Origin of the sequence: Algisphaera agarilytica, from assembly GCF_014207595.1 — a bacterium.
GTDB lineage: Bacteria > Planctomycetota > Phycisphaerae > Phycisphaerales > Phycisphaeraceae > Algisphaera > Algisphaera agarilytica.
Map to the genome: position 1 here is coordinate 2,044,692 of NZ_JACHGY010000001.1, position 8,046 is coordinate 2,052,737.

Annotated in this window: 6 protein-coding genes and 8 tRNA genes; 11 read left to right on the forward strand and 3 right to left on the reverse strand. The window is 57.7% G+C overall.

The window, feature by feature from the left end:
* The first annotated feature begins 38 nt into the window (after positions 1-38).
* From HNQ40_RS08675 to HNQ40_RS08700, 6 genes are all read left to right on the forward strand, one after another.
* Complete coding sequence (locus HNQ40_RS08675; RefSeq protein WP_184677462.1) at positions 39-2,480, forward strand: hypothetical protein; 2,442 nt, start codon at positions 39-41, stop codon at positions 2,478-2,480.
* 119 nt (positions 2,481-2,599) lie between these two features.
* A tRNA-Arg gene (locus HNQ40_RS08680) sits at positions 2,600-2,671 on the forward strand.
* A 20-nt stretch (positions 2,672-2,691) separates the two neighbouring features.
* A tRNA-Asn gene (locus HNQ40_RS08685) sits at positions 2,692-2,763 on the forward strand.
* Between the two features lie 9 nt (positions 2,764-2,772).
* Positions 2,773-2,845, forward strand: a tRNA-Trp gene (locus HNQ40_RS08690).
* 4 nt (positions 2,846-2,849) lie between these two features.
* Positions 2,850-2,920 (forward strand) — tRNA-Gly (locus HNQ40_RS08695).
* 32 nt (positions 2,921-2,952) lie between these two features.
* A tRNA-Cys gene (locus HNQ40_RS08700) sits at positions 2,953-3,027 on the forward strand.
* Between the two features lie 239 nt (positions 3,028-3,266).
* Here the strand turns inward: HNQ40_RS08700 and HNQ40_RS08705 are convergent.
* Positions 3,267-3,494 carry a hypothetical protein gene (locus HNQ40_RS08705; RefSeq protein ID WP_184677463.1) on the reverse strand — a complete coding sequence of 76 codons (228 nt, stop codon included), beginning with the start codon at positions 3,492-3,494 and terminating at the stop codon, positions 3,267-3,269.
* Here HNQ40_RS08705 and HNQ40_RS08710 point away from each other — a divergent pair.
* The 4 genes from HNQ40_RS08710 to HNQ40_RS08725 all read left to right on the forward strand — a co-directional run bounded on the left by HNQ40_RS08710 (position 3,480) and on the right by HNQ40_RS08725 (position 4,032).
* Positions 3,480-3,561, forward strand: a tRNA-Tyr gene (locus HNQ40_RS08710). The genes HNQ40_RS08705 and HNQ40_RS08710 overlap by 15 nt on opposite strands.
* Positions 3,562-3,575: 14 nt before the next feature.
* Positions 3,576-3,648: transfer RNA gene (locus HNQ40_RS08715), tRNA-Glu, on the forward strand.
* A gap of 28 nt (positions 3,649-3,676) precedes the next feature.
* A tRNA-Gln gene (locus HNQ40_RS08720) sits at positions 3,677-3,747 on the forward strand.
* Positions 3,748-3,792: 45 nt separating this feature from the next.
* Positions 3,793-4,032: a helix-turn-helix domain-containing protein gene (locus tag HNQ40_RS08725; protein WP_221435436.1), complete on the forward strand. Its 240-nt coding sequence runs from the start codon at positions 3,793-3,795 to the stop codon at positions 4,030-4,032.
* Positions 4,033-4,116: 84 nt separating this feature from the next.
* Here HNQ40_RS08725 and HNQ40_RS08730 read toward each other — a convergent pair whose 3' ends face one another.
* Positions 4,117-5,970 carry a carbon starvation CstA family protein gene (locus HNQ40_RS08730; RefSeq protein ID WP_184677464.1) on the reverse strand — a complete coding sequence of 618 codons (1,854 nt, stop codon included), beginning with the start codon at positions 5,968-5,970 and terminating at the stop codon, positions 4,117-4,119.
* An 830-nt stretch (positions 5,971-6,800) separates the two neighbouring features.
* On the reverse strand, positions 6,801-7,166 hold the full coding sequence (locus HNQ40_RS08735) for a hypothetical protein (RefSeq protein WP_184677465.1): 366 nt from the start codon (positions 7,164-7,166) through the stop codon (positions 6,801-6,803).
* A 557-nt stretch (positions 7,167-7,723) separates the two neighbouring features.
* On the opposite strand from HNQ40_RS08735, the gene HNQ40_RS08740 reads away from it, so the two are divergent.
* The coding region (locus HNQ40_RS08740; RefSeq protein WP_184677466.1) for an LEPR-XLL domain-containing protein at positions 7,724-8,046 on the forward strand (323 nt) is incomplete at its 3' end.

Below are 8,046 nucleotides of genomic sequence, written 5' to 3' on the forward strand. Positions count from 1 at the left end.
TTTCAGCTTCTTATCCATTCCCCTCCATGGAGCTGATCATGGCCCGCCTGCTTGCCGTTCTGATTGCGTGTTCGTTCATTGCTGCGTGTACCTCGACCCTCCAACCCGAGGCACCCGAAACCGCAGAAGCCCCCAGCGAAGTCAAACTCCCCGATTACGCCCAGGCTCAGAAAGACAAGCTCGCGGAGCTGTTCGTGGTGGCCGAAAACTACGACCCGCAGTTCCGCACTCAGGTCAACAGCCGTGAAGAAAAACTCACGGCTCTACTCCTGGCCAAAGACGTCGGTGAGATCGACGGCGAACAGCGCTTCGAAGTACCCGCCGAACTCATCTCCGTGTGGAGCTACTTCCGTCAGCTCCAGCTTGTCGGCGACGCGGCCAACCTCAAAGCGATCTGGGAAGGTAGCGACGGCTCAGGCAAAGCACACGAGCACTGGTACAAGACCGACACGATGAATGTCTTCCAGGCCAATAGCATCCCGGCGCGGGAGAGCGTGAACTACACGATGATCATCAAGGGCAAGGGCCGGCTGGACGCGATCCGCCTGGACATCAGCGAAGACGGTATCAGCCGCGTGTTCGACGACTCGCCCTGGTCGGTGCTCGGTGCCGACAAGCCGATCCTGCCGGTGACGCTGGATGCCGACCTCGATGCGACGCTCTCGATCGGCGGGATCACCGAGTTTGAAACGGATAAGTACTTCCGTGTGTACGCCGCGCCGTGGGGCGGGCCTTGGGGCGTGCACGACTATTTTCTAGACCACGGCTTCACCCCGGGTCGGCAGATCTACAAGATCTACCCCGCCCTGGAACTCGGCTACGACGACGAGTATCCCAACAAGCCGCCGTTCACCGAAGACCCCAACCGTCCGCATCACGCCGATCCGGCATTCTTCGACTCGGGATGGACCTGGCCGCAGACCATCCCGGATGGCATCGCCGAGCGTTACCCCGACCTGGATTACGTACTCTGCCTCGATGAGTGGCCGAGCTTCAACAGGCACGCCGGCGAAGGTATCGTGAACTCGCGTGGCACGCCGAAGGATTTCGTCGCTGCGGGTGAGACGGCGGGCCGAACGCTCAAGCTCATCGTCGAGCAGACCGGCATCGCCCCCAAGTGGGTTGAAGTGAAAAACGAATCCGATGTGCCCTACGAATGGAGCTACCACAGCGTGCCGGACGGGCAGAGCTGGATCAAACTCGCCGACTTCCATAACAAAGTCGCGGCGGGGGTGAAGGAGTATGTCCCCGGCACGCTCGTCGGCGGGCCGACCTCGGCCTACCCCAACTTCGCGGGTGGCGATTGGCGGCTCGCCCGCAATCAGCTGGAGTTTATGGACAACACCAAGGGCCACCTCGACTTCTACGCCCACCACTTCTACGAAAGTGAAGCGCTGCTCTTTGAGGACAGCCTCCGTGAAGGCAAGAACACCTACCTGCTCGGACGGATGACCGCCTACCTCGACGTCGTCCGCGCCCACCAGGCCAACACCGACAACGTCGTGCCGCTGGTGATCAGCGAATACGGCTCGCTCAGCGGCGGCGGCAAAGACCACCAGGTCTGGAAGAAGCTCCGCAATTACAGCGCCTTCATGGTGCAGTTCATGCAGCGTCCGGATGAACTGGATGTCACCGTGCCTTTCCTCATCCCGTTCATCTGGTGGGAGCCCGAGGCCAACGACGGCATCTTCAAATTCGAATCCATCGACGAAAACCGCGACCTGGGCAGCCTAACCGCCAACCGAGAAGGCATCGCGTCGGGCATCCCCGGCTCGCCGATGACCGGCATCAACCCCAGCAAGCCGCGCTGGTTCCTCGACCTCTGGAACGGCTACACCGGCAAGCTGGTCCCGATCAGCTCCGACACGACCCACGTGAACGTCCACGCCGCTGCAGACGGCAACACCCTGTGGGTCGCGGTCAGCAACATGAAGAGCCAGCGTCTCGCTGTCGATCTCGCCGGCATGATCGGTAAACGCAAGGTCAAGGCCGCCGAGCAACGGCGTTTGTATCTCGATAGCGGCGATCTGATCTACGAGGAGGTCGATGTCTGCAAACAACTCGCTGGCGTATCGCTTGCCGCGGAAGAAACCTCGGTGATCAAGATCACGCTCGCCGACCCGATCGTCTCCGAGAAGACGCTGACGCAGACCCGCCACTACGGCTCCCGCACGCTGATGCCCAGCGGCGAGCCGCAGTCGCTGGCCATCTCGGCCGGCGATGTCGTCGAGCCGAACTCGGCCACCCTCCGCGTCGCGGTGCAGCGCAATGATGGCTTTGCCTCGCCCCTGACGGTGACCTTCAACGGCAACGCGATCGAAGTCGATCTCTCCGATTCGCAAGGCATAGCCAAGTACGACACGGTGAAGGAAATCGACATCCCCGCCGATTGGATCAAAGCCGAGAACGACGTGACCCTGAACCAGCCCGATGAAGGCGGCATGCTCGCCGCCGCAGTCCTGCTGCTCACGTCGGAGTGAGATTCATTTAGCGATTGGGTGATTTAGCGATTGAGCGATTGGTGGAGCCCACCACCCTAGATATCGCTTCCGCCTTTCCAATCGCCAAATCACAAAATCACCCGATCGCTAAATGCTTCTGCCCTGTAGCTCAACGGAAGAGCATCGGTCTTCTAAACCGACGCGTGCGGGTTCGAATCCCACCGGGGCGACTATCCCATTGATTTTTCTTTGCACCGTAGCACAACGGTAGTGCAGCTCCCTGTTAAGGAGACGGTTGCTGGTTCAAGCCCAGCCGGTGCAGTTTGTATTTGCGTGTGTAGCTCAATCGGAAGAGCGGCGGATTCCAAATCCCCCAGGTGGAGGTTCGAGCCCTCCCCCACGTGTTCCGCGGCCGTGGTCGAGTGGTAAGACGCTGCTATGCCAAGGCAGAAGCGCGGGTTCGATCCCCGCCGGCCGCACTTTCTTCTTCATCAATCTGCTCTTTTCCGTTGGCCGAGTGGCTCGAATGGCAATGGCGGCGCACTGCAACTGCGCACTTTCGCGGGTTTGATTCCCGCCTCGGTCTTGGGGGAGATGTGAGGGATGAGGCGTGAGGATTGAGCCCCATAAAACTAGCTACTCAACCCTCAAACCTCATGCCTCATCCCCTCATAAGGAAGGTGAACGGCGGGTCGGCCGCCGCTTCGGTTGCTAGCCGGAAGGGACGCCCCCGGAAGGGCGTCTGTGGATCGTGCCCACTGCCTTCCTCTCATTGAGGAGTGAGGTTTGAGCGGTGAGACGTGAGGTTGAATAGCAACTCAATGCTTAGCTCTCAACCCTCAAGTATCGACGGAAGGTGAAGTACGCCAATGGGGCGGCCTCTGTTTCGAAAACAGATGGAGCCGGCAACGGCTTGGGGTTCGAGTCCTCTGCCTTCCTTTTGGGATGAGGGGTGAGGTTTGAGGGATGAGGCATGAGGACGAACACGTATTCGCTTCCCTCAAGCCTCAAACCTCGCTTCTCACCCCTCCCCACCCCGAGGTGGTTGGGCATGGGCACGCCCCACTGGCTGTAACCCGGTTGCCGAAAGGCGTTGGCGGTTCGACTCCGTCCCACCTCATTGATTTTTGTTTTGGCGTTGTAGATCAATCGGAAGATCGCCGGGCTTTCAATCCGGAGGTTGCGGGTTCGAACCCCGTCGGCGTCATTGGACTTGTTTGAATTTCCGAATTTAAGCCCCGAGGTGTAACAGGCTGCACATCTGACTCTGGATCAGAAGGTACCGGGTTCGAGACCCGGCGGGGCGGCTTAGCCAACACGGGGACGGTCCCCGGACTCATGAATGGAAACCATGATGAACACTCAACTCAACATCCTGCGTATCGGCCCGCTGGCCGACCGATTCGGCGTCTCGCCCGAATCGCTGCGCGTGTGGGAACGCCAGGGCCTGATCCCCCCGGCCCACCGCACGCCCGGAGGCCACCGTCGCTACGGCCGGGAGCACGTGGTCGCGCTCGCCAAGCTGTTGGCCGAGCCGATCCCCGCGGCGATCGGTGTCGGGGCCGACGAACTCGATCCCGTCTACGTTTAGCGGGTGACGCGCAGCGTCCCGTGGTGGTTCACGAAATACCCCACGGGCGTCTGCGCCGCGCCCGCTAAACGCTTTGCAGTGTGCTCAGGCCGTGGTCTCGGGGCTAAGCTCGCCCGACTCGGCGATGCCCTTCACCTTCGGGAAAAGCAACACCGCTTCGACGATCATCCAAAGCTCCAGCGCGATCGTCGCGACCGCGATGCCGATGAGTGCCCAGTTCTTCTGGTCCGCGTTCAGCCATTCGGGGATCTGGATCAGCATCGCCCACGCCGGCATAATCAGCATGAAGATCAACGGCAACGCCACAAACCAGATCGGCTTGCCTCGCCGCCACAGCCAGAACGTGATGACCAAAAATGCCAACCCGCCGAGGAGTTGGTTGGTCGCCCCGAACATCGGCCAGAGGATGAGCCCTCCCTTGCCCGCGTTCGCCCACGCCCACTCGCTCCCCGGCACCGGCATCGCCGCCATCGCCGCCGCGATGACGATCGCAAACACCGTCGCGCCTTGTTTATTGGTCAGGATTCGCAATGGGTTGAACGAGTCTGACTCGCTTCTGTCGCTACTAGTTCCACCCACAAAAGTTCCCGCCAATTCCTGCACGACATAACGCTGTAATCGGCAGGCGGTATCCAATGTTGTCCCGGCAAAAGATGCGACAAGCACGCCCATCAAAGCAACTGCAACCGATGCAGGTAAGCCAAGGACTTGTAGAAAATTCGCTGCTCCATCTACAAACGCCCCGACCTTGGCTCCTAAACCAGATGCTGACGCCCAAGACGCATAGCGGGAAGTAAATGCTTCGGTCCCTTGCAACAACTTGCCATCGACATTCGATCCAAGTCCGAGGCCAGCTACACATGCAAGAATCACCAACGTCGCCAAGAACCCTTCGGTGACCATGCTGCCATAGCCCACGAACTGGGCATCCGTTTCTTTCTTGAGTTGCTTCGAACTCGTACCGCTGCTCACCAAACAGTGGAACCCGCTGATCGCGCCGCAGGCGATGGTGATGAAGAGGAAGGGGTAGATCATCGGAGCCCCCTCCGGGCTCGGGTTCAACATCGGGGCGACGATCTCGAGCGGTTGGCGGTCGGCCCCCTCGACCGGCGGAGCGCCACCGATGAACGCGGCGGCGAATAAACCCACGACGATCAGGCCCAGCGCCGTGAGCAGTTGCAAACTGTTGATGTAGTCGCGCGGCTGGAGCAGGCTCCACACCGGCAGGACGCTGGCGATGTAGCTGTACACTAGCAGGATGCCGACCCAGGTGATGATCGACAGGCTGGCGAGGTATTGGTTGAAGTCGTGCAGGAAGCCGGTGTCGCCGTAGATCACCGTGAGGTACATCACGCCTAGCGCGATGAGCGAGGGGATCAAGAGGTTTTTGCCCTTGCGGTGCAGGTACACGCCGATGGCCACCGCGATGGGGATCTGGATGAGACACGGCGTGATCGCGGCGGGGTACTGCTTGAACACCGCTGCGATCACCAGGCCGAAGATCGCGAGCACGATCGTGAGCGCCATGAACAACACGAGGAGGAACAGCAGGCGGACCCGTTTGTTGAGCACTCGACCGGCGATATCGCCCACGGTCTGGCCGTTGTTGCGCAGGCTGACCACGAGCGCCCCGAAGTCGTGGACCGCGCCGATGAAGATGCTGCCCAGCACCACCCACAGCAGGGCCGGCAGCCAGCCCCACATCACCGCGATCGCCGGCCCCACGATCGGCCCGGTCCCGGCGATGCTCGTGAAGTGGTGCCCGAACACGATGCCCTTGGACGTGGGCACGTAGTCCTGGTCGTCCCGCAGCCGTTCGGACGGGCAGACCGCGTCGGCGGCGAGGTTGAAGACTTTTCGTCCTAACCATCGGCCGTAGGTGTGGTAGGCAACGAGGAAGGCGAGCCCGGCGCCCAGAGCGATCAGAAGGGTGGCCATGAACGGGATCCATCGGAGGGGGATGCACAAGCCCGGCGGTGGGGGAGCGGACCAGCAAAGGTAAGCGATGCCCGTGCCGTGGGAAAGGGCCACTTTACGAACGCCGTCCTGCGAACCCGGTTCAAAAACTTGACGACAGCTTTGATATCGCGATCGAGTTTTTGTAGCTTTTATCCCGTTGGACGGCGGCGACGCCCATCCAGCGGAACAAAAATGGCCGCCCGACGTAAACGCCAGCTAATCAATCATTTAATACATGCGGGTTTAGCTTAACGGTAGAGCGTTAACTTGCCAACTCGATTCGTGGCCAAACACATATTATTTATCTGAAGAGGCTTATAACTCCAAGCTCTTGTTTTGTATGGGCTTGTTGCATGGAATTTGTCATTTCTGTGGCACCTATCGATCACCTACCGATCAACTACTGGACTGAGTTTGTTTGAAAATCGGTTGGAGTATTTCAACCCTTGTTGAGCCGCCTGTAACCTGGATTGTTGGGAAGCTAGCTAAAGTAGCCTTATGGTTAAGGCCTTTGAGCTTAGGGACTGGGTGTCATAAGTTAAATGGCGGTGAATCTTAGTAATTTAGGTGGGATTGAAGCGAAGTTAACACCAGTATCGCGATATGGATAGATCATGCCGCAGAAACGAAAAACTAAAACTGTGGATCTCTTTGAAGAGTTGTGTACAGTGCACGGCATTTAGACTCATCGCTTGCCAGAGCTTGAAGGGAGTAAGCAGCCGGATTACGAGGTAGTCCTTGGCGGCCATCGTGTTGTAATTGAGGTTAAGCAAATCGAACCGAACGCCGAGGACTTGCGATTTGCCAAATCAATGAATGAGGCCGGGGTAGCAATCTCTACGTGAAACCCTGATGATGTGGCTCAACGTGAGCGCAACCATATCGACTAAAGTCGATCGCAATTCACCGCGTACTTTGACAGAAACTCGGATGCACCTGCCGTGCTGGTAGTATTTGATAATGCGCGAAATAGATAAACTGATCCTTATACAATCCAAGTTGCACTCCATGGATAGGATCAGGCTAGCTTCTACGCCGAGTGGATTAGACATGAACCAGTAGTTGTTGGCCATGGCTTCGCGCCGCGAAACAACAAAACAGTTAGATCCGGCAATAATGAGCATCTGAGTGCGCTGGCGACGATTCATGGGTGCTGGGCGCTTAATGAACGGCATGAACGGTTCCTAAATCTTAAGATCTATCATAATCCATACGCCGCTAACCCGTTGAAGCCAGAGCACTGGGAGGGGAGTTATGTTCAACACTTCACATTAAGCCCAAGGCGCGCTGGAGATTATCAGGATTGGTTAGAGATCCACGTGTTAAGAGGAAGCTAATGCAATAAGATTGATTTGATAGCGTCAGTAAGATCGCAAGTAATAAGATGAACATGGTAAAGATCTCGTTCCTTACTGACACAAGCCCGCTACAAATGCTCTGTAGCATAGGCGGGCAGTTGTCGCAATGACGATCGAAAATCGTTACCACTTTGTGCTTGGCGCTTACGCGGGGCACGATACAATTTAATGAGTTTTCTTTAACATACCTTTTTAGGTGTCAGTTCCGAGGGTTGATCCGGGTTCCGTGGGTCAACTTGTATTCATAAAGGTGTTTAACCATGTCAAAGTGGTGGCTTTGTCTGTGCAAGTGGGCTCGTCTTCATTCAGATCAAGAACACATGCGGGATTGGCTGCGATACTCGTTGCCCGCTCGTCTGTTCTGTGAGGCAGACGTGTCTTCCCGTAAGAAGCAAAGTTGTGCTCTTGTGGAGCCTTTCGAGCCGAGGGTGTTGCTTTCTTCGAATCCTTTTGTGGAGCAAGCTTTTAGTGGCAGCCTACCGATATCGATTGCTGCGAGTACTGCCGAATATGGCAGTAGTGAATCGCAATCTTCCAGCGTGACGGTCACCGATGCGCATAGTACCAGCCTCAACGGTGCAGATGAGCATTTCGATTTCTTCAACTATTCGTTGCAGGGTGTGACGGGTCAGGATATTGAAGGCAGTAGCGTCATTGAGGACGGTGGTACGACACTCCGGCTGACCGGTAATCAGTG

Excerpts from the sequence above, each read along its gene's own strand:
- HNQ40_RS08730 (WP_184677464.1), bottom strand. The coding sequence starts at position 5,970 with ATGGCCACCCTTCTGATCGCTCTGGGCGCCGGGCTCGCCTTCCTCGTT.
- HNQ40_RS08735 (WP_184677465.1), bottom strand. The coding sequence starts at position 7,166 with ATGCCGTTCATTAAGCGCCCAGCACCCATGAATCGTCGCCAGCGCACT.
- HNQ40_RS08725 (WP_221435436.1), top strand. The coding sequence starts at position 3,793 with ATGATGAACACTCAACTCAACATCCTGCGTATCGGCCCGCTGGCCGAC.
- HNQ40_RS08705 (WP_184677463.1), bottom strand. The coding sequence starts at position 3,494 with ATGCCCAACCACCTCGGGGTGGGGAGGGGTGAGAAGCGAGGTTTGAGG.
- HNQ40_RS08675 (WP_184677462.1), top strand. The coding sequence starts at position 39 with ATGGCCCGCCTGCTTGCCGTTCTGATTGCGTGTTCGTTCATTGCTGCG.